The 19,627-nt window shown below is 69.0% G+C and carries 22 protein-coding genes and 1 pseudogene; 12 read left to right on the top strand and 11 right to left on the bottom strand.

Annotated elements, in window-relative coordinates:
* Positions 1-167: 167 nt before the first annotated feature.
* Positions 168-788 carry a hypothetical protein gene (locus VFI59_06840; protein ID HET6713407.1) on the top strand — a complete coding sequence of 207 codons (621 nt, stop codon included), beginning with the start codon at positions 168-170 and terminating at the stop codon, positions 786-788.
* Positions 789-815: 27 nt separating this feature from the next.
* On the opposite strand, the gene VFI59_06835 is transcribed toward VFI59_06840, so the two are convergent.
* Together VFI59_06835 and VFI59_06830 are read right to left on the bottom strand one after the other, a co-directional pair.
* Positions 816-1,430: a hypothetical protein gene (locus VFI59_06835; GenBank protein HET6713406.1), complete on the bottom strand. Its 615-nt coding sequence runs from the start codon at positions 1,428-1,430 to the stop codon at positions 816-818.
* 65 nt (positions 1,431-1,495) lie between these two features.
* On the bottom strand, positions 1,496-3,337 hold the full coding sequence (locus tag VFI59_06830; protein HET6713405.1) for a glycoside hydrolase family 15 protein: 1,842 nt from the start codon (positions 3,335-3,337) through the stop codon (positions 1,496-1,498).
* A gap of 197 nt (positions 3,338-3,534) precedes the next feature.
* Between VFI59_06830 and VFI59_06825 the strand changes: the two genes are divergently transcribed.
* Positions 3,535-3,756, top strand: a complete 222-nt coding sequence (locus tag VFI59_06825; GenBank protein ID HET6713404.1) for a hypothetical protein — start codon at positions 3,535-3,537, stop codon at positions 3,754-3,756.
* A gap of 27 nt (positions 3,757-3,783) precedes the next feature.
* Here VFI59_06825 and VFI59_06820 read toward each other — a convergent pair whose 3' ends face one another.
* Positions 3,784-4,449: a DivIVA domain-containing protein gene (locus VFI59_06820; GenBank protein HET6713403.1), complete on the bottom strand. Its 666-nt coding sequence runs from the start codon at positions 4,447-4,449 to the stop codon at positions 3,784-3,786.
* A 437-nt stretch (positions 4,450-4,886) separates the two neighbouring features.
* Between VFI59_06820 and VFI59_06815 the strand changes: the two genes are divergently transcribed.
* Together VFI59_06815 and VFI59_06810 are read left to right on the top strand one after the other, a co-directional pair.
* Entirely contained in the window at positions 4,887-5,435 is a 549-nt protein-coding gene (locus VFI59_06815) for a dihydrofolate reductase family protein (protein ID HET6713402.1), read from the top strand.
* A 67-nt stretch (positions 5,436-5,502) separates the two neighbouring features.
* Positions 5,503-6,378 carry a VOC family protein gene (locus VFI59_06810; protein HET6713401.1) on the top strand — a complete coding sequence of 292 codons (876 nt, stop codon included), beginning with the start codon at positions 5,503-5,505 and terminating at the stop codon, positions 6,376-6,378.
* A gap of 51 nt (positions 6,379-6,429) precedes the next feature.
* Here VFI59_06810 and fdxA read toward each other — a convergent pair whose 3' ends face one another.
* Positions 6,430-6,753, bottom strand: a complete 324-nt coding sequence (fdxA, locus tag VFI59_06805; GenBank protein ID HET6713400.1) for a ferredoxin — start codon at positions 6,751-6,753, stop codon at positions 6,430-6,432.
* An 82-nt stretch (positions 6,754-6,835) separates the two neighbouring features.
* Positions 6,836-7,546, bottom strand: coding sequence for a DUF998 domain-containing protein (locus VFI59_06800; protein HET6713399.1), 711 nt, complete (start codon positions 7,544-7,546; stop codon positions 6,836-6,838).
* A gap of 232 nt (positions 7,547-7,778) precedes the next feature.
* On the opposite strand from VFI59_06800, the gene VFI59_06795 reads away from it, so the two are divergent.
* Positions 7,779-8,555, top strand: coding sequence for a DUF72 domain-containing protein (locus VFI59_06795; protein HET6713398.1), 777 nt, complete (start codon positions 7,779-7,781; stop codon positions 8,553-8,555).
* Between the two features lie 18 nt (positions 8,556-8,573).
* Here VFI59_06795 and VFI59_06790 read toward each other — a convergent pair whose 3' ends face one another.
* The 4 genes from VFI59_06790 to VFI59_06775 form a co-directional block, all read right to left on the bottom strand.
* Entirely contained in the window at positions 8,574-8,864 is a 291-nt protein-coding gene (locus tag VFI59_06790) for a hypothetical protein (protein ID HET6713397.1), read from the bottom strand.
* A gap of 66 nt (positions 8,865-8,930) precedes the next feature.
* Positions 8,931-9,347 carry a VOC family protein gene (locus tag VFI59_06785; GenBank protein HET6713396.1) on the bottom strand — a complete coding sequence of 139 codons (417 nt, stop codon included), beginning with the start codon at positions 9,345-9,347 and terminating at the stop codon, positions 8,931-8,933.
* A gap of 81 nt (positions 9,348-9,428) precedes the next feature.
* Complete coding sequence (locus tag VFI59_06780; protein ID HET6713395.1) at positions 9,429-10,187, bottom strand: class I SAM-dependent methyltransferase; 759 nt, start codon at positions 10,185-10,187, stop codon at positions 9,429-9,431.
* 93 nt (positions 10,188-10,280) lie between these two features.
* The gene (locus VFI59_06775; GenBank protein HET6713394.1) at positions 10,281-10,922 is read right to left on the bottom strand and encodes a hypothetical protein; all 642 of its coding nucleotides are present in this window, start codon (positions 10,920-10,922) and stop codon (positions 10,281-10,283) included.
* A 297-nt stretch (positions 10,923-11,219) separates the two neighbouring features.
* Here VFI59_06775 and VFI59_06770 point away from each other — a divergent pair, with 297 nt between their 5' ends.
* From VFI59_06770 to VFI59_06760, 3 genes are read left to right on the top strand one after another with little or no spacing between them, the layout of a single operon-like run.
* Entirely contained in the window at positions 11,220-11,399 is a 180-nt protein-coding gene (locus VFI59_06770; GenBank protein ID HET6713393.1) for a hypothetical protein, read from the top strand.
* A gap of 25 nt (positions 11,400-11,424) precedes the next feature.
* On the top strand, positions 11,425-13,176 hold the full coding sequence (locus tag VFI59_06765; protein ID HET6713392.1) for an ABC transporter ATP-binding protein: 1,752 nt from the start codon (positions 11,425-11,427) through the stop codon (positions 13,174-13,176).
* Entirely contained in the window at positions 13,173-15,023 is a 1,851-nt protein-coding gene (locus VFI59_06760; protein ID HET6713391.1) for an ABC transporter ATP-binding protein, read from the top strand. The genes VFI59_06765 and VFI59_06760 overlap by 4 nt, the downstream gene beginning before the upstream one ends.
* An 11-nt stretch (positions 15,024-15,034) precedes the next feature.
* Here the strand turns inward: VFI59_06760 and VFI59_06755 are convergent, their stop codons facing one another.
* Positions 15,035-16,471 (bottom strand): sialidase family protein, encoded by a 1,437-nt coding sequence (locus tag VFI59_06755; protein HET6713390.1) that lies wholly within the window; start codon positions 16,469-16,471, stop codon positions 15,035-15,037.
* 145 nt (positions 16,472-16,616) lie between these two features.
* Between VFI59_06755 and VFI59_06750 the strand changes: the two genes are divergently transcribed.
* Positions 16,617-17,219 carry a dihydrofolate reductase family protein gene (locus VFI59_06750; protein HET6713389.1) on the top strand — a complete coding sequence of 201 codons (603 nt, stop codon included), beginning with the start codon at positions 16,617-16,619 and terminating at the stop codon, positions 17,217-17,219.
* 48 nt (positions 17,220-17,267) lie between these two features.
* On the opposite strand, the pseudogene VFI59_06745 reads toward VFI59_06750, so the two are convergent.
* A pseudogene (locus tag VFI59_06745) lies at positions 17,268-17,474 on the bottom strand (MMPL family transporter).
* 53 nt (positions 17,475-17,527) lie between these two features.
* Between VFI59_06745 and msrB the strand changes: the two are divergent.
* The 3 genes from msrB (at position 17,528) to VFI59_06730 (ending at position 19,485) form a co-directional block, all read left to right on the top strand.
* On the top strand, positions 17,528-17,974 hold the full coding sequence (gene msrB / locus VFI59_06740; GenBank protein ID HET6713388.1) for a peptide-methionine (R)-S-oxide reductase MsrB: 447 nt from the start codon (positions 17,528-17,530) through the stop codon (positions 17,972-17,974).
* Between the two features lie 30 nt (positions 17,975-18,004).
* Positions 18,005-18,232 carry a DUF1918 domain-containing protein gene (locus tag VFI59_06735; protein ID HET6713387.1) on the top strand — a complete coding sequence of 76 codons (228 nt, stop codon included), beginning with the start codon at positions 18,005-18,007 and terminating at the stop codon, positions 18,230-18,232.
* 290 nt (positions 18,233-18,522) lie between these two features.
* Positions 18,523-19,485 (top strand): TIGR03885 family FMN-dependent LLM class oxidoreductase, encoded by a 963-nt coding sequence (locus tag VFI59_06730; GenBank protein ID HET6713386.1) that lies wholly within the window; start codon positions 18,523-18,525, stop codon positions 19,483-19,485.
* Positions 19,486-19,627: the final 142 nt, after the last annotated feature.

Raw genomic sequence — 19,627 nt, 5'->3', positions numbered from 1 at the left:
TCGGCTCTTGCGCTCGAATCGTTTTCGTCCTTGCGGGGCAGCAGCGCTCAAGGCGCAGCGACGAACGTGGGCGAGTCCCACCGTCGCGCGCGGATTGAGCTTTGATATCCGCGGGTAGGACATCTGGCGGCCGCACGGCCAGGAACGAAGACCGAAAGGACGGGACGATGTCCGATCTCGAACGTGACCGCCGCGATATCGGTGGCGTGGATGCAGCTCGAGAGCGGTTCGGCGGCAAGGATCTGCCGGCGAGCCTCGCGGGGATGCTCGTCGCCTTGGCGGCGCTCCTCCTGCTCGCCGGGCTCGCCTCCGCGGCGATCGGGGCCATCGCCTTCCAGACCGGGGTCGAGGGCAACGAGGAAGAGCTGTCGCTCGGGGCGCTGATCACCGCGGGCGTGGTGATCTTCCTCGCCTTCCTGCTGGGGGGCTGGGCCGCCGGCCGTATGGCGCGATACAACGGCGCGCTGAACGGGTTCATGGTCGCCCTGTGGTTCATCGTGCTGGGCGTGGTGCTCGCGGCTGTCGGAGCGATCGCCGGCAACACGTACAACCTGTTCGACGACCTGCGCGTCGCGAAGGCTTCCCTGCCGAACTGGTTCTCCGGCGAGGACGTGACGATCGAGGCGATCATCAGTTCGGTCGCGTTCGCCGTCCTCATGGTCCTGGGTGCGGTGCTCGGCGGGATCTGGGGGACCCGGATGCATACGCGAGCCGATCGAGAGATCGCGGCTGGGTACTCCGCCGACGTCGTCGAACGTCGAAGCGTCGTCGAGCGAGACGTTCACTAGCGAACGAGCGAGCGGCGCCGAGGAGGCTCACGCCGCCTGTGCGGCCGAGGCGTCGACTCGGATGGCGGCGCTCGTTCGGCCCGACCACGACTCGAGAGCGATGGTGAATACCGCGCCGTCACGCTCGGCCCGGAGTTCTCGCGCGTCGACCACTTCGCCCTCCGGGGCTTCCGTTGGCACGTCGTCGATGGCGACCGTCCAACCGCCCCCTTCGAGCTCGTTCCGGTAGTGCGCCACGACCTCGTCGGCCGTCGCCGTCACGTCGAGCGAGCCGCTGCAGGCACCGCTCGAGGACTCGTGTTCGAACGTCATCTCCGCACCCGCGAACGTGGGGACCTCCGCGATGATCGCCAGCTCCTGTTCCGTGCATGCGGGCCTCAACGAGCCGGAGAGGATGAGCACGGCGAGCGCGACGTCGAGAACCGGGGCGACGAGCGCGAAGAGCGCTGTCGCCGGTCGGACGCGCCTGCCGATGACCGCGGTCAAGAGCCACAGGAGTGCCAGGAGCGCACCGACCGCAACGACCCCGAAGAGCCCGATCTCCGGGCCACTGCCGCCTCCCAAGCCGAAGCCGAGCAAGCCGATCAGGGTGAACACGAGTTGACCGAGGAGGAAGAGCCCGAGCACGACGATCGCAGCCACCCGCCACCCTGCCGACCCGGGCATATCCCCACCACCCCCCTCCCGCCACCGCGAGGTCGTCGCCCTCATCCTGATCTGGGCTCGCTCGAACCCACGCCCTCTGCCTGAGCGATGGCCCACGCCGCGTTGATCAGCCCGACGTGACTGAATGCCTGTGGGAAATTGCCGAGCATCTCTCCGGTCTGACCGTCGACCTCTTCGCTCATCAGCCCCACGTCGTTCGCATACGCGGCTGCTCGTTCGAACACGCCTCGAGCTCGTTCGACCTCGCCTCCGAGTGCGAGCGCCTCGGCCAGCCAGAACGTGCAGAGCAGGAACGAGCCCTCGTCGCTCTCGAGGCCGTCATCAGCTTCCTCGACGCGATACCGCAAGACGAGGCCGCGCTCATCGGTGAGGTGCCGCTCGATGGCATCGATGGTGGTCAGCATGCGAGGGTCGTCGGCAGGGAGGAACCCGACGATGGGCATCACGAGGCTCGAGGCGTCGAGCTGGCGGGAACCGAAGGTCTGCGTGAACGCGCCGGCGTCGTCGTTCCACCCGTCGCGGAGGATCGCCGAACGGATCTCGTCGCGTGATGCCGTCCAATCGTCCAGACGATGGCCGGCTTCGATCGTCGGTGCGAGCTCGATGGCGCGATCGAGCGCGACCCAGCACATCACCTTGGAATGCAGGAAGTGCCGCGGCTCACCGCGCACCTCCCAGATCCCGTTGTCGACAGATCGCCAGTTCTGTGCGGCCACATCGGCGACCCCGCGAAGGAATCTCTTCGTCGATGGGTCGAGGGCGCCGAGGTACGAACGGAGGCGGTGAGCCGCACCCAGCAGCTCCCCGTAGACATCCAGCTGTCGCTGCCTCCAGGCGTCGTTGCCGATGCGAACCGGTCGGCTGTCACGCCATCCCTCGAGATGCGGAAGCTCGCGTTCGCTGAGGTCGTGTTCCTCTCCCACCCCGAACATCACCCGCAGCTCGCCGTGGGCATCGACGCCCGAGGCCACCGCTCCTGCCATCCAGCTGAAGAACTTGTGTGCCTCGTCGGGGCATGCGGCGACCCACAGGGCGTCGAGGGTCAGGCTCGCGTCTCGCACCCAGGCGAACCGGTAGTCCCAGTTGCGGTCGCCCCCGACGTGCTCCGGGAGCGAGGTCGTCGGCGCCGCCACGATGGCACCCGTCGGCTGGTACATGAGGGCCTGGAGCACCCGGCCGCTGTGGTAGACAAGGTCGGCCGAGGGCCCCTCGTACGCTTGGTGCACGGCAGACCAGCGTTGCCAGGCCGCGATCGTGCCGCGGAGCCGCTCGGTGATCTCGGCGGGTTGAAAGACCGTCGGACGTCCACCCTCGGGCTGGTGATGGAGGGCGGCGTTGACCCGTTCCCCCGCCCGAACGACGATCCGCGCCGAAACCGACGAGTCACCCGGGTGCAGCGCCCCCGGGAACGACAGTGCCAACACACAGGCTCCACCGCGCACGAGCAGCCCACCGTCGACGCCGGCGAGGAGCGGACGGACCCGTCCGTAGTCGGGACGGGGAGCGAACTCCATGTCGAACGTGACCGCGCCCTCGACGCCTTCGATCTCGCGCACCACGATGCCCGGCGCGTCGCGACCGAGGTCGTGCCCCAGTTCATCAGGATCGAGTGCCATCGCCTCGGTCACTCGGGCCAGACCGGTGCCTGTTCGAACCGTCGTCTCGAGCACCATGGTCCCGTCGAGGTAGCGTCGAGTCCGCTCGGCTCGTTCGACCGAGGTGATGGCCCAATGTCCGGCGTCGGTACCGATGAGTCGGCCGAAGACCGACGGCGAATCGAACCTCGGCACGCACAGCCAGTCGATCGAACCATCCCGCGTGGTCAAAGCCGCCGAGTGACAATCCGACAACAGTGCGTGCTCCGCGATCGGGGTGGAGCTCATACGGAATGGTAAGGGTCGGCCCGTTGGTCTCGGCCACCGGACGCGCAGGTGACCGTCGTTTGGGCGGTGGACCGGGTCCGGAGGAGCGACCGATGGGTCCGTCGTTCGGGCGACTGCGCAGCTCGCCGTCTCCTGCCGATACCTCTGATGCGCCCCAGGATCGCTCGCGGGTACGGGACACGACAGGATCAGGCGGCATGGACGGGCAACAACATGAGCGCACCTTCACGGTAGCCATCGCCGTCGGCGGGGAAGAGTGCCTTGCGCACGGGCACGCTCTCGTCGACCTTCAGCAGGCCATGGTGTGCGAGGATTGCAGCAAGGTCGCGGCCGACGCCGCCCGTCGGGGCATCGACCCCGAGTTGGCGGTCGAGGCTTTCAGGCGACGGCCGGCGACGCGACGCGAAGGCCAGCGGTGACCCTCGCGTGACGCCCGATGGAGGCGCCTACGTCGGGCGTTCGGTCTGGAGGTCGGGGATCGCGACAGGCGGGGCTTCCCCCTTCGATCCATGAGCGTCGTCTCTCGCCGTCGGTCTCGTGTCGAGGTCCTCGGTGGGTGTCTCCAGGCCGGCGATGACATCGAGCATCCTGGCGCCTGCGAGTCGAAGCTCCTCGAGGATGCGTTCGCGCTGTGACGTCAGATCGGCGACGGAGCGCTCGGCCTCTTCCCGGGCCCGGCGCTTCGCTTGATCGGCAGCACGGCGCTGTTCCGCTGCCTCCGCCCGTATGCGAGAGGCTTCGGTCTCGGCGTCGGCCAACATCCGCTCCACCTCCGCTCGCGCCTCCGCCTGGATCCTTTCGACCTCCCGGTCGACCCCCATCAGGAGCTCGGCGACGCGGGCGGAGGTCCGCTCGTAGGCGTCGCCGGCTCGCCCCCGCAGTGCCTCGTCCCGCTCGCCGAACGCTACGTCCCGGTCTTCGCGCGCCCGCTCAACGTCGGCCTGCAGTGTTCGCGCCTGTTTCTCGACGGTCTCGAGGCGTGCGGTCAGGTCTCGGATGTACTCCATCACCTCGGTCTGGTCGTACCCGCGCCTGGTGGTCTTGAAGACCGGCCCCCGGATCGCGCTGGGGGAGGATGACCACATGTCGACATCGGTCTGGGGTGTGCCCATCGATCGGCTCCTTCGGGGGTTGAGCTGTACGGTGACCCACGTTCCAACGTACTCCCGACGTCGATCTCTTCGCTAGGCCGAGCGTCGAGATCGAGGAAGATCGCCCGAGGAGTGAGGCGGAGGCGCGCGGGCGTCGGCAGCGAACCGACGAGACCCGAAGGATCGGTGCCAGACGGGTGGAGCAGCTCCGCTCGTTCCATCCTCTGCACGCGCGGCTCCGACGTCGTCCATGCCTGAACCAGATCCCTTCGGGACGAGAACCCTGAGGGAGCCACCGTAGGCCGTCCGGCTCGCCGGATGTAGTCAGGTGTTGGGGTGATACCTCGCATCCCCCGATCGGCCTCGGAAGTGCATCATTCGGTGATCGACTGACGGGCAGGATGATCCAGAAGGAGGCGGGGCCCGATGCGGAAGCTGGTGGTGGTTGAGTTCCTCTCGTGGACGGCGTGTACCAGGCGCCGGGGCATCCCGACGAGGACCGGGAGGGCGGGTTCGAGCACGGGGGCTGGCAGATGCCCTACTTCGACGAGGTCATGGGGCAGGCCGCGGCCGAGGGGATGGCTGCCACCGACGCGCAGTTGTTCGGTCGCATGACGTTCGAGAAGATGGCCGCTTACTGGCCGAACGCCCCGAAGGACGACCCGTTCGCGCAGCATCTGAACGGCGTCCAGAAGTACGTCGCGTCCACGACGCCGAGCGACCCCTCGTGGCAGCCCACGACCGTGATCCGCGACGTCCCCACCGAGGTGTCCGAACTGAAGGCGCAAGAGGGCGGCACCATCACGGTGCTCGGGAGCGGGAAGCTCGTGCAAACGCTCACCGCCCATGACCTGGTCGACGAGTACGCACTCGCCGTGTTCCCGCTGACCCTCGGTGGCGGCAAGCGCCTGTTCGCTGACGACGGGGTGCTGCGGCGGCTGCGTCTGGTCGACTCGAAGCCGACGAGCACGGGCGGGATCCTCCTCACCTACCACCCGGATCGGTGAACGACGTGGGGCACCGCCGGTAGGCTCACGATCGAGTACGTCTCGCCGTCCCGAAAGGAATGAGCACATGAGCGAGACCCAGGCGTTCGAGCGTGACCGATACCCAGCCGGCGTTCCCTGCTGGATCGATATCGCTCGACGAGACCCGGACGCCGCCGCCGACTTCTACGGTGGTCTGTTCGGTTGGCGGTTCGAGGAGCAGTCGCCCCCCGGCTCGGCTCGCTCTCTCATCGCTCGCCTCCGCGGTCGCGCCGTCGCCGGCATCGGCTCCGAGATGTCGGAGGGTCTTTCATCCCCGGCATGGATGACGTACATCGCGACCGACGATGCGGATGAGACCGCACGGCGGGTGAGCGAGGTCGGCGGCCGCGTGCTCGTCGACCCCGTCGATGTCGGCGACGCGGGCCGCAGTGTCGTCTGCTCGGATCCGTCCGGCGCCACGTTCTCGATCTGGCAAGCCGGACGCCGGACGGGCGCGCAGCTCGTCAACGAGCCCGGAACGTGGAACTTCAGCGAACTGAACACCAACGACCGTGACGGAGCGGAGGCGTTCTACGGCGCGGTGTTCGGGTGGGAGCTGAGCGGCTTCGGTGACGAGGGGAGTGGTTCGGGCCTGTGGCGCATGCCCGGGTACGGCGACTTCCTCGCCGAGCGCGATCCCACGCTGTGGGAGCGTCAGGCCGACCTCGGTGCGCCCGAGGGATTCGCGGACGCCGTCGCCTGGCTCCTTCCATCGTCCGAGGAGCGATCCGACGGCGAGGCCCCGGCGCACTGGAGCATCACGTTCGCGGTCGACGACGCCGATGCGATCGCCGGCCGCGCGACCGAACTCGGTGGGAAGGTCCTCGTGCCACCCATGGATGCTCCGTGGGTCCGCATGACGGTCATCACCGATCCTCACGGGGCGGTGTTCACGGCGAGCAAGTTCGTGCCGCCGACATAGGGAGCGGAGCGGCGGGCCGCGGCGCCGGAAGGGATGAATGACGTCCCGGCGTCAGGCGGGCTCCCAGGCAGCCACGGTCGGATGATCGGTGGGTTGTGGTCCCACCTGTGCGGCCCCTCCTGGGGATCCGAGCCCCGTCACGTCGGCGAACCATGCGGCGTTCACCTCGGCGAAGCTCTTCCATTCCGACGGAACGTCGTCCTGCGGGAAGATCGCCGTCACGGGACACACCGGCACGCACGCATCGCAGTCCACGCATTCGTCGGGTTGGATGTAGAGCATGCGGGGGCCCTCGTAGATGCAGTCCACGGGGCACTCATCGACGCAGGCCCGATCCTTCACGTCGATGCACGGCTCAGCGATCACATAAGCCATGAGCCTCGGCCTTCCCTCCGCGCGTTCCGCGTAAACACCGCGGGGTCAGGGTAGTAGGTCCGGCGCAGGAGGGGAACCCAGGTCAGCCGTCCTGCTGCGACGCTCCCGTGCCCATGAGCGCGCCGCCGAACACGGTGAGCCAAAGGATCGCCGGATACACGATCCATCGCTCGATCCCACCTTCGCCGAGCTCCGCCACCGGAGCCCATTCCAACATGAACATGGCCAGGACGAAGCTCACGAGCGAGATCACGCCGATGGCGACCGACATCTGTCGGAGCGGAGCCACCAGGACCCTTGCCGCGAGCACCGCAGCGACGCCGCCGCTGATGAACGCCGTCATCGCGAACAGCTGATGGGGCGCCAAGTGGTTCCCCGGGAAGGCGCCGACGCCGATCGCGCCGATGCCGAAGAGCGCCAACGGGATCGTCACCGCCTTGCGGGCGAACGCCCGGTGCACGAAGAACGCGCCGGCCACGATCATCAGGCCGACCACGATCATCGAGACGTCGAAGATCGTCGCCGACGGTTGCAGGATCACGCTGTCCGGAGGGATCGTCGCGCCGAGATCGCTGATCGTGTTGTCAGCGGTGTTGAACGGGGCCGGATACAGAGCCTCGGCCGTGATGATCGCCATGAGGACCGCGGCACCCGCGGATGCGAGCAGCGCTCCCGCCGTGCGGCGATCGCGTTCGCGGGCTGCTCGTCGTCCACGATCCTGTGCGCGTGCCGATGGTTGCTGTTTGCGCTCCTCGATCCGCTGGGGTCTGGTTCTGGTGGTGGTGGTGGCCATGTCGCTGCCCTCCTGTGTCGTTGGTCTCACGGTAGTCACACGACTCCCCGCGACCGGCGCCGTTCGACCCGTGGTTGGGGGGCCGACGGCGACGATCCCGGCCGACGTCGGCACGAGCGTGACGGCTGGGTCACGTACATTGCCCGAGGTGAGGACCCTCACCCGAGCTCACCCGAGTGAGACGCGCTCGCTCGGGTATGTCGCAACCATGAAGAACGTCCGGGTGTGTTGAGTGACCGAGGTCTGGGTCGGCACGAGTGGCTGGGTCTACCGGGACTGGCGGGCCGACGTCTACCCCGAGGGGCTTCCCCAACGATCGTGGCTTGAGTTCCTGAGCCGCCGATTCCCGACGATCGAGGTCAACGCGTCGTTCTACCGGCTGCCGTTGCGATCGACGTTCGAAGGGTGGGCCGCACAGGTGCCCACCGGCTTCCGCTTCGCGGTGAAGATGAGCCGGTATCTCACGCACCTTCGACGTTTCCGCGACCCGGGGGAGCCCCTCGAGCGCTTCTGGGAGCGGGCCGGCGGTCTCGGCGCTGCGCTCGGACCCGTGCTGTTCCAGCAGCCGCCGACGTTCCAGAAGGATCTGGGGCTGCTCCGCGAGCTCGTGGACATCCTTCCCACCGGCATGCGTGCCGCGTTCGAGTTCCGGCACCCGAGTTGGCTCGGCGACGACGTGCTGGAGCTGCTGGACGGAGCCGGGGCGGCGTGGGTGCTCGCCGACGGACCGGGTGCGCGGGTGCCGCTGCACGTCGTCGGCGGGTGGAGCTACATCCGCTTCCATCAGGGAACCCGGTACGGGTCCGCATACCGCGGCGCGAAGCTCCGTCGGTGGGCGCGCAGGATCGGATCACTCGACGCCCGCGAGGTGTTCGTCTACTTCAACAACGACCCTGGAGGCGCCGCCCCTCGCGACGCCTCGCGGCTCATGCGGCTCATCGGTGGGGAGGCGGGCTCGGGTGACGCGGAGCGGATGGCCCCGATCGAGCTCTCGGGACGTGGTGGATGAACGGAACGACGTCCGCCTTCAGCCCTGGTGGCAACTCGTCTCGAGGTGTTCGAGCAGGTAGTCGACGTACTGCGGACGCAGCGTCTCTTCCGTCGAGCGGTCGGCGCGGACGTAGCCGTTGATCGCGCTGACGATGTGGGAGATGTCGAGTCCGGAGTCGTCGAGCTCGCCGAGCTGCCCCTCCGCAGCGGGGATCGAGCCGAGAAGGCCCCACAGCCAGTCGATGTCGCCCTCCGCCTTCCCCATGTCGACGGCTCGGTCGTGCAGCTGGTGCGAGGACAGCGATTCCAGATCGTCTCGAGTGATCATGCACTCCACGGTACTCGGCCGGGCAGACGCCGGAGCATTGTCCGGGTCCCTGTCTGCGATCGCTGGTCAGGAGGGCGGCGACCCGGCGATGTTGACCATCCAGGAGAGACCGAAACGGTCGACGCACATACCGAACTCGTCGCCCCACATCTGCTTCTCGAGGGGCATCGTGACCGTGCCGCCGTCGGACAGCTTGTCCCAGTAGCCGCGGAGCTCGTCAGCGTCGTCCCCGCTGAGGGAGATCGAGATGTTGTCCCCGACCGTGAGCTCGCTGCCGGGAGGGCCGTCCGACGCCATCAGCGTGAAGCCGCGCTCGGTCTCGAGCTGCGCGTGCATCGTCTTGTCGGCGACCGAAGGATCGGGGTTCCCGTACTCCCCGAAGGTATTGATGACCAGGTCACCCCCGAACACGTCCCGGTAGAACTCCATCGCCTCGCGGGTGTTGCCATCGAAGTTGATGTACGGGTTGAGACGAGACGGCATCGTGCTGACCTCCCAGGCTCGATCGGCGAACTACCGACGCTAGGGGAACCAGGCGGAACCGGTCAACCGATGCCGGGTCGATCAGGCGGAGCGCCGGCCGACGAAGCTCTCGGCACCGACCCCCTCGTCCTCGTACGGGCTCGGCACGGCGTGCTCGTCGACGAACCCGACGTCGGCGAGCAGCTCGAACCACGTCGCGCGCGGGAACATGCCGAGCCGGTGCGTGTCGTGGGCGATGCGGCTCGTGCCGTCGGCCTCGTGCAGCAGGATCGCGAACTCGTCGACGTACCAGGTGTCACTCGGGTCCGGATCGTTGCGCCACTGCAGGTAGCGGAGCCGTCGTCCGTCGGCGCCGTCGTGACCGCCTTGGTGCGTGGCGTCCGCATAGGCCTCGCGCGTGATGTCGGGTTCGAAGATCGCCGCGCCACCAGGCCGCAGGTGTGCGAACGCCGTCTCGAGCGTGTCGCGCAGGTCCTGCTCGGTGAGCTGGTAGCTGATCGCATCGTGCACGAACACCGCGTCGAACTCGCGACCGTCGAGGCGGAGCGTGCGCATGTCGCCCTGCACGTGCTCGACCTCGGGGTTGATCGTGCGGCTGAGCTGGAGCATCTGCTCGCTGAGATCGGTGAGCGTGAGCGTCGCGTGCGCCTTCATGTGGGACGCGCTGTTGCCGCCTCCCGATCCGAGCTCGAGGATCGCTCGCGGCGGCTCGCCGATCGCCTGGGTGAGCACGTCGAGCGCGTGCCGGGCGTCGAGCTCGTAGTCCTCGGGCGCCGTCAGCAGGTGGAACCACGGCGCGAGCTCCGTGTAGAGCGGGAGCTGATCGTCGTCGTCAGCCATCGAGCGCACGGTACACGTGGCGAGATGTTCTACGAGCGGTGACGCGACAACCGCGGTTCGGTCACGGGATCTGTAAAGCCGACCCGATGAAGTTCACGAGGTCGCCCAACCCTCGCCCTCGCCCTCGTCATCGCCCCCGTCATCGCCCCCGTCATCGCCTTCGTCGTCATCGCCTTCGTCGTCATCGCCTTCGTCGTCATCGCCCTCGTCGTCATCGCCCTCGTCGTCATCGCCCTCGTCCGGTGACGGCGGGGGGTCGGGCGGCGGGGTCTGGGAAGGCGGGGGGTCGGGGGTCGTTCCGGGATCTCCGGGCCCGGAGCCTGAGCCGCCCGGTGCGTCTTCGGTCGGCTGGGGGTTCGGGCCTTCGTTCTGCGAACCATCACGACCGACCCGCGCCGAGTTCGCGTCGACGAACCGCTCCTCCGTCGAAGGCGGCGCTACCGGCTCGGGCGCCGGCAACGCAGGCGTCGTCGTGCGTTGGGCTTCCGGCGCGGATCCGTCGGGGATCGCGACCCCCGTGTTCCCTTCCGTCCCGCCACGAGCAGCAGGCCACAACGCCATGGTGCCCAGGGCGAGGGTCAGGACCGCGGCGGCCGAGACGGTGCTCGTGGTTCGGCGGAACCCGTACCGACGTGCCGCGACCCTGAAAACGCCCCACGCGATCGCGCCCGAGACCGCCGTGAGCAACGCGAAGGTCAGGGCATCGGCGAGCGTGGCGAGGTCGTGGAGGGCCATCGTGTCGGTGTCGGCCGAGGTCTCAGCGCACGGGCGAGCGTTCTTTCGAACCTACCACGCCGATCCTGTTCGCGCTCCGCCGAGTGCGGGCAGGCGATGCCGCCGTGAGCGGGTCATCCGCACCGAATGGTGAGGCGCTTCCCAGGGTGGGGACTCGTGACCGCCGGAGCGGCGGGACTCCAGGGACGACATACCCATGCTGCCTCGCCGTGAACAGTGAGGGGTCGCTCGGGGCCACCGACACTCCCGAAGCGTCTCTCGTGGTAGAAGTCGTCGACCTGACCCGGGGGAGGGCACGTGAACCGAACGAAGGCATGGTTGTTCCTCATCGCATTCGCCGTCATCGGGATCCTCACGATCATCGAGGGAGCAAACGATGGCTTCACCTTCCTCAACTGGGTCGTCATCGCGGTGAGCGTCGTCTTCGGCGTGCAGGCCGCGTTGTCCCTCACTGGCGACGGGTCATCTCCGACCTGATCTGAACCCACGCTAAGGTGCCGCCATGGCGGGAACTCACCGGTCCGCGCGCGCCTTCGACCGGCGGCTGATGCGGCTGGCGTCGACCGAGCGGCGCACCCTCACCGGATCGGTCGCGCTGGGGCTCGGCGTCGCCGCCGCTCGGATCGCCACGGGGGTCTCGCTGGCGGTTGCGATCGGCCGCGTCTTCGACGGCGCTCCGATGACCGATGTCGTGCCGCCGCTCGTCCTCGCGGTTGCCTTGGTCGGCTTCCGCGCCGTCTGCACGGCGCTCCAGGAGGGCATGATGGCCGGCGCCTCGGTCCGGATCACAGCGGACCTGCGGCGTCGGCTGGTCGACCGGATCCTCAGGCTCGGGCCCGCCTGGGCGACGAGTGAGCGCAGCGGCGAGCTCGAGGCCGTGCTCGTCGACGGTGTGGAGCGGCTCGACGTGTACTTCCGGCTGTTCCTGTCGAAGGTGATCGTCGCGGGGATCTCGGCGGTCGCGATCGTCGTCGTGATCTGGATCGTCGACCCGGTCGTCGGCGTGCTGGTGGCGCTGTTCGCCGCGGCGCTCGTGGCGATCCCGCCGGTCGAGTACCGCGCGCTCGAGTCCCACATGCGCTTCTGGTCCGACAGCTACCGGCCGCTCGCCGCGGAGTTCGTCGACGGGCTGCAGGGGATGGCGACCCTGAAGATGTTCGGGGCGGCGGGCCGGCGGGGTGAGGATCTGTTCCGCCGTGCCCACGACGTGCGCGACTCGGCGATCCGGCTGACCAATGTGTCGGCCGTCTTCTGGGGCATCATGGCGTTCATCGCCGGCGCCGGCGTCGCGGTCGCGCTCGCTGCCGGCGCATTCCGGCTCGCCGACGGCGCGATCACCCCGCGGCAGCTGATGCTGATCCTGCTGCTGACCGGCGAATGCTTCCTGCCCGCCCGCGAGATCAACGAGGCGATGCACCTGGCGGTGTGGGGCATGTCGAAGTGCGAGCGCGCGTTCGCGGTGCTCGAGACCGAGCCGGCCGTGGGACCGCCGCCGCATCGCGAGCCGGTCGAGCCCGCGGGGGCCGGCATCGTCGTCGAGGACGTGACGTTCCGTTACCGACCGGGCGATGCGCCCGCGCTCCAGGACGTGAGCTTCTCGGTCGGGGCCGGCGAGACGGTGGCCATCGTCGGGCCGTCGGGCGCCGGCAAGACCACGCTCGCTTCACTCCTGCTGCGGTTCGCAGATCCGGAGGCCGGGACGATCCGGATCGGCGGCGCGGACCTCCGCGAGGTGGATCCGCGGGAGCTCCGGCGCACGATCGGGCTAGTGCCGCAGGACACCTTCCTGTTCCACGAGACGGTCGCCGGGAACCTCCGGCTGACGCGGCCCACCGCCACCGAAGACGACCTGGGCGACGCGCTCGGGTCGGCGGGCGCCTCCGCATTCGTCGCGGCGCTGCCCGAAGGGGTGGACACCGTCGTCGGGGAGCGCGGGTTCCGCCTGTCGGGCGGCGAGCGGCAGCGGATCGCGATCGCGCGCGCCCTCTTGAAGGACGCCCCGATCCTGATCCTGGACGAGGCGACGTCCAACGTCGACGTCTCGAGCGAAGTGGGGATCCAGGACTCGATCGACGAGCTCCGGCGAGGCAGGACGACCGTGATCATCGCCCACCGACTGTCGACGGTGCGCGGAGCGGACCGGATCCTCGTGCTCGACCACGGGCGGTTGGCCGAGGCCGGGACGCACGAGGAGCTGGTGGCGGGTGGCGGCCGGTACGCGAGGCTCGTCGAGGCACAGGAGCACGCCGGATGAGTGCCGTGGCGACGCCGGCGCTGGTGCGCGACGTGGGTCCGGTGCGGCGCCTCGTGCGGAGCCTCCGGCCGGTCGCGGGGCTGCTGCGCCCGTACCGGGCCCTGTTCGTCGGCGGGGTGGCGACGAACCTGATGGTGCACGTCTGCACGTTCGGCGCCGCGGTCGCCGGCGCGGTGCTGATCGGCGAGGCGCTCGAGGGCTCCCCGTCCTCGGAGCTCCGGCCGCTCGTGTGGGTGATCGTCATCTTGGCGGTCCCGATCGCGCTGTTCGGCTGGCTCGAGGTCGTCGTCGTCCACGTGATGTCGTTCCGGTTGATCGACGACCTGCGCACCGCGCTGTACGAGCGGTTCCGGGTCCTCTCGCCCGCGTACTTCCTGTCGCGTCGTTCGGGCGACGTCGCGCGGGCATCGATGGCCGACGTCGAGTTGCTCGAGCTCTTCACGTCGCACCTTGCCCCGCCGCTCGTCGTGGCGTTCGTGATCCCCGTGCTCGCCGAGATCGGCCTGTGGATCGTCGAGCCGATCCTCGCGGTCGTGGTGCTGCCGTTCGTCGTCGCGGCCGCGAGCGTGCCGTCGTGGTTGCTGGGCCGCGCCCAGGACGAGGGGGAGCGCCTACGGGAGGAGCTCGGGCAGCTCGGCGCGAACGTCGTCGACGTCGTCCAGGGCACCCGCGAGGTCCTGGCGGCCAGCGGAGAGGAGGTCATGCTCGACCGGATCGAGCGCCAGCACGAGCGGATCCGCGCCACGAGCATCTCGCACGGGCGCCGATCCGGGATCGAGCATGCCGCGACCGACGCGATCACTTCGCTCGCGGCGATCACGGTGATCACGACGACCGCCGTGCTCGCGACGGACGGCTCGTTCGACGCCGCGTCCATCCCGGTCGCGCTGATCCTCGCGGCCGGCGCCTTCGCACCGCTCGCCTCGCTGACCGGGACGTTCCGCGAGGTCGGCCAGGTGAGCGCCGCCGCTGAGCGGATCGAAGCGTTGATGGCCGCCCAGCCGCTCGTGACCGACCGAGTCGACGTATCGGCCTCAGCCGCTCGACGGCCCGAGGCTGGACGGCCGCTCCGCGTCGCGTTCGAGGGCGTGTCGTTCCGCTACGACGAGGACCTGCCCGACGCGCTCACCGACGTGGCGTTCGCCGTCGAGGCGGGGGAGCGGGTCGCGCTCGTCGGGCGCTCGGGCGCCGGGAAATCGACGTGCGCCAACCTGCTGTTACGCCTGTGGGACGTGCGCGAGGGCGCGGTGACGGTGGGCGGCACCGACGTCCGCGATCTCACCCAGCGCGACCTGCGCTCGCTGATCGCCGTCGTGCCGCAAGACGTCTACCTGTTCCACGCGAGCGTCGCTGAGAACCTCCGCCTGGGCGACCCCGACGCCGGCGTCGAGGCGGTGCGCGCGGCCGCGTCGCTCGCGCAGGCCGACGTGTTCATCGAGCGGCTGCCCGACAGGTACGACACCGTCCTCGGCGAGCGCGGCGCGTCGATCTCGGGCGGCCAGCGCCAGCGCCTCGCGATCGCGCGGGCGCTCCTGCGCCGCGCGCCGATCCTCGTGATGGACGAGGCGGTCGCCAACCTCGATGCGGAGACCGAAGCGGCGCTCCAGGCGGCCATGGCGGCGGTCGCGAGGGACCGCACGACGCTGCTGATCGCCCACCGTCCCTCGACGATCCGAACCGCGGATCGGGTGGTCGTGCTCGAGAAAGGCCGCGTCGTCGAGGCCGGTCCGTTCGACGACCTCATGGCCGCCGGCGGGCCTCTCGCGACGCTGCTCGCCGGAGCTCCGGCCGTGATCGATCCCGACAGCGTCTCGGACATCTCGACGGCGATGAGGAGGAAGCCGTAGGCCGTCGCCCATCAGGCGCCGATGTTGAACCAGACCCCTCCCGGGCCGAGCCAGCTGAAGCCCTCGCCCCAGACGCCGATCGTCTTCCCGCTGCTCGTGATCGCGATACCGCCGTAGTCGCCGTAGAACTCGAGGAAGCCGTCCGCGTTCTTGTAGTCGGCGCCCGAGGTCGCGTCGGACAAGAGCACCGATGGCGTCCACGTGTCCCCACCGTCGGTCGAGCGCCGATGGAACACGTTCCAGCGGCCCGTGTCGTTCTGCTCCACGAACCAGCTTCGGAAATCCCCGTCGCCCGTCGCCTCGACGACCGGTCCGGTCGTGTGGGTGCCCGGCCTCGACAACGCCGTGCGCCCGGACCATGAGCGGCCACCATCGATGGAGGTGCGTACCCACGCCCGCTGCGGACCGCCGGCCACGAGCGCCCCGTCGTAGACGTAGACGAGGTCGTCGTCGTCGTCGGCCGAGAGCGCGCTATGCCCCGAGTGGAAGTCGGCGTAGCAACCCTCGGTGACGCACGGCGGACCGAGCTGCACGCGGTCCACCACGACGTTCGTCCACGTGCGACCACGGTCCCGCGAGATGAAGAGATGCTGCCTGACGGCGCCCTCGGCGGCGCCGCCGGGACCGGTGTAGCTGAGGCTCGAGTTCGTCAGGATCGCGGTGCCGTCGTCGAGCACGACGCCGTCGTAGGCGAAGAAGTACCGAGGCCCGTCGACGAGCTTCGTCTGTGTCCACGTCTCGCCGAAATCATGCGACTGCGCGATCCACGGGTCGCCGCCCGTGGGCCCGTTCCACGACACGTAGATGTGGCGCCCGTCGGCGCTCGTGGCCAGCGCGGGCTTGTCGTTCCACGAGACGTTGCCATAGGTCTTGACCGGATCGCTCCACGTCTCGCCGTGATCGTCGGACTTGAGGAACAGGACGTTGAATCCGTTCAGGTACACCGCGTACACGTCTCCCGTGTCGCGCACGACCTCGATGATCGGGTCGTACTGCCACGAGCCCTTGCAGGCGCACAACGGCGTCGAGGGATCCCACGATCGACCGCCGTCCGGCGACACGTGCAGCGAGATGTGCGGTATGGGGCAGTTGCCGGGGCACGGCTTCGGGTAGCCGAACCTGGTCGTCAGGATGTAGACGTACGGGTCCGAGGGGTCGGTGGCGACCGCGGGCTCCCAGTCGTCGCGGACCCCGCTCACGAGTCGCTCGCCTTCCCAGCCCGGCGCGGGTTCCCTGACGACAGGCTGCCGGGTGCCGAACCGGCCGGCGGCGATCGCCTGGTCGCGCGCCTGCAGCCGGTCGGCGGTCGCAACGGCAAGCTCCATACGTTCCGCTCGCGCGGCGGTGGGAACGGACGGCGGCGACGGCGCGGTCGCCAACGCGACCGAGAGCGAGAGCGAGGCGACGGCACCGACCGTCGCGGAACCTGAGACGAACCTGCGTGCCATCGAGGCCTCCGGCGCCGACGTAGTGCACTGATGCTAGACCGAAGGAACTAGTACGCACAACGCCATGAATGGCCGGGCTCGCTCGATCCTGACGGACGTGATGTCCTAGCCCGATGAGCAGATGCTGAGGGGAGGAGGAGCGTCGATGCGGAAGGTCATCGTCCAGGAGTTCACGACCATCGACGGGTTCGCCGCAGGTCCGAACGGGGAGCTCGACTTCATCGCGGAGTTCGCGGCGGCCGATCCCACCGCCGGAGAGCACGTCGACGATCAGCTTCGGTTCCTCGAGACGATCGACACGATCCTGCTCGGCGCAGTCACCTACCGGATGTTCGCGGAGTACTGGCCGAGCCAGACCCCCGAGACGGAACGGATCGCGGACGCCTTGAACTCGACGCCCAAGGTGGTCTTCTCGCGACGTATCGAACAGGCACCGTGGGGAACCTGGGAGCCCGCCCGGGTCGTGAGCGGCAGCGCGACCGAGGAGGTCAGGCGCCTCAGGCGAACGAGTGGCAAGGACATGGTGCTCTGGGGCAGCCTCTCACTCGCGCATTCGCTGATGACGGAAGGCCTCGTCGATGAGTACCGGCTGTGGGTGTGCGCGGGCCTCCTCGGCCACGGCAGGAGCCTCTTCACCGACATCGACACGCAAGGCATGCGGTGGTTGGAGACGAAACCATATGAAAACAGGGTCGTTTCGGTCCGATTCGAGCCGAGCGAGATCTCGCGGGATGCCCGGCCGACCTGACCTACTCATCTCAACCGTTCGGGATCACGGCGTCAAGGATCTCTCTCCGAGGAAGCTGCCGAACACCACGACCAGGATCGCGGCTGCGGCGGTGATCACCCGTGCGGTGGCCGCCAGGCCGTCCGCGACGGACAGCCTGCTGTCCCCGGTTCGCAGATACTCCTCTCGGATCCGAGACAGCAGGAACACCTCGTAGTCCATGGACAGGCCGAACACGATGGCGAACATCATCATCGACACGAACGGCTCGATCGGGGCGGACTCGATGCACGAGGCGTTACCGCGAAGGTCGTTGTAGCGTCGGAGCCATGTCGAACGACGACTCGAGCACGGCGGACCGGCAGCGGGCCGAGACGTCCTTGCCGCGCGCCGAGGAGGAGTGGCGCCGCCGTCTCACGCCCGAGCAGTTCGAAGTGCTCCGCAACAAGGGCACCGAGCGGGCGTTCAGCGGCGTCCACGCGTCGTCGACGGAGCCCGGCGTGTATCGCTGTGCCGGCTGCGCCGCACCGTTGTTCAGCTCGGAGACGAAGTACGAGTCCGGTACGGGGTGGCCGAGCTTCTGGGAACCGATCGAGCGGGAAGCGGTGATGCTGCACCTCGACGACAGTCTCGGCATGGTGCGGACCGAGGTCGTCTGTGCGCGGTGCGGAGGACACCTCGGGCACGTCTTCGACGACGGCCCCGAACCCACCGGCGATCGGTACTGCATGAACTCGGTCGCGCTCGAGCTCGAGCCGGCGTCCGAACCGGAGTGAGTCCCGGAACCCAGGGAGGAGGTGACGGAAGTGCCAGCGAAGCAACGGTCAGCCGATCGGAGCGAGGCGACGAGCGATCGGGCGAAGCCCGGCGATCGCATCGTCGTCGACTCCCAACACGTCGGGACGCCCCCGCGCGACGGCGAGGTCGTGGAGGTCGTCGAAGGCTCGATCCGAGTGTCGTATCGGGTCAGGTGGGACGACGGACACGAGAGTCTCTTCACGCCGGAAGCCGGCAGCATCCACGTCGCTCGGTAGAGCAGCCAGCTTCCCGGACGCGTGACCACATGACGTCACGTCCGTCGTGCCCGCCGGAAGCCCGCACCGACGTTTCCCTGGACCTTGCTCGGGGTAGTCGTGCGGCGTAGGCGGTGGTACTCGATGGAACAGATCGCATTTGCTCTGGTGGCGACGACGGTGGGCGTGCTCACGCTCTACATGGCGTTCGGCGACGACTGACGCGCTCAGCCTGCGATGCGAACACCCGCCACGAGACGCACGGACCCGGGAGGCGTGCGCGACCCCGCGTCGGGGTAGGAACCGGTCCGATGGCCACGATCGGATTCCATGCCTCCCACGAGCAGCTCTCACCGAGCGCGCTGCTGCGCTCGGTGAACGCCGCGCAACAGGCCGGGTTCCGCGCAGCGATGTGCTCGGATCATCTCGCGCCCTGGAGCGAGCGCCAGGGTCACTCCGGCCACGCGTGGTCCTGGCTCGGCGCCGCCCTGCAGGCGACCGACCTCCCCTTCGGCGTCGTGACCGCCCCGGGGCAGCGCTACCACCCCGCCGTGACCGCCCAGGCGATCGCCACGCTGGCCGACATGTTCCCCGGTCGCTTCTGGGCCGCCCTCGGCTCGGGGGAAGCCGTGAACGAGCACGTGACCGGCGACCGGTGGCCGGTGAAAGCCGAGAGGGACGCCAGGCTGCTGGAATGCGTCGACGTGATCCGCGCGTTGCTGCGCGGCGAGGAGGTGACCCACGACGGTCTCGTGCGTGTGGATCGCGCCCGCGTCTGGAGCCTGCCCGAGACCCCGCCGCCGCTCATCGGGGCGGCCGTCTCCGCCGAGACCGCCCGCGTGGTCGGCACGTGGGCCGACGGACTCATCACCGTCGCGCGGCCCGTCCATGCCCTGCGCCCCGTCGTCGACGCGTTCAGGGAGGCCGGCGGTGACGGCAAGCCGGTCGCCTTCCAGGCCCATCTGTCGTGGGCCGACGACGAGGCGACCGCGATCGCCGTCGCCCACGATCAGTGGCGCACGGGGGTGCTCGGATCGGATCTCGCGTGGAACCTGGAGCTGCCGAAACAGTTCGACGACGCCACCCGATTCGTGCGCCCCGACGACGTGTGCGGGCCCGTGATGGTCTCCGCGGATCCCGGACGCTACGTCGCGTGGATCCACGAGCTCATGGAGCTCGAGCCCGAGTCGATCTACCTGCACCACGTCGGCACCGACCAGGATCGGTTCATCGACGCGTTCGGTGAGCACGTGCTGCCCGAGGTCGCCCCATGACGCTGGCGCGCACGAGCGACCTCTGGTGGAAGAACGCGGTGCTGTACTGCCTCGACGTCGAGACCTTCCTCGATTGGAACGACGACGGGCACGGCGACCTCGCGGGATTGATCGAGCGGATCGACTACCTCGCCGGCATCGG

The sequence above is a fragment of the Actinomycetota bacterium genome (assembly GCA_035697485.1).
GTDB lineage: Bacteria > Actinomycetota > UBA4738 > UBA4738 > HRBIN12 > JAOUEA01.
The sequence above is the reverse complement of the archived record's forward strand: the minus strand, read 5'-3'. Positions and strand labels throughout refer to the sequence as shown.